Annotated in this window: 1 protein-coding gene; it reads right to left on the minus strand. The window is 26.4% G+C overall.

Annotated features, from left to right (window positions below; genetic code table 11):
- Nucleotides 1-337 (minus strand): DUF764 family protein (locus U881_RS0105745; protein WP_024653623.1); only part of this gene is annotated, 337 nt, incomplete at both ends.

Consider the following 337-nt stretch of genomic DNA (forward strand, 5'->3'; position numbering starts at 1 on the left):
CAACTTGAACAGTATGCTAAATTATTGTGATTAGAGTTAAGTTTTAAAAATCCACCTTGATTTAGACTTGATGCATTATAAATAAATATGTTAAGCAAAATGTTATATTCATCAGAAGAATCGATGGTAAATTTATGAGACTGTGAATCATGTAGAAAATCACTAAAGAGTGTATAAAGTTTCATATTTCTAGAATAAGTAGTTCTCTCAGATTCATCGTGAATAAAACAAATAAAATAAAGCATGAAGAAAATACTAAATTCATTCACATTATCATAAAATGCACCCGTTCTCGAGTTATGTTTAAAAAGACCATCAACATTATCAAACTTAATAA

Source organism: Borrelia persica No12, from assembly GCF_000500045.1.
Classification (GTDB): domain Bacteria; phylum Spirochaetota; class Spirochaetia; order Borreliales; family Borreliaceae; genus Borrelia; species Borrelia persica.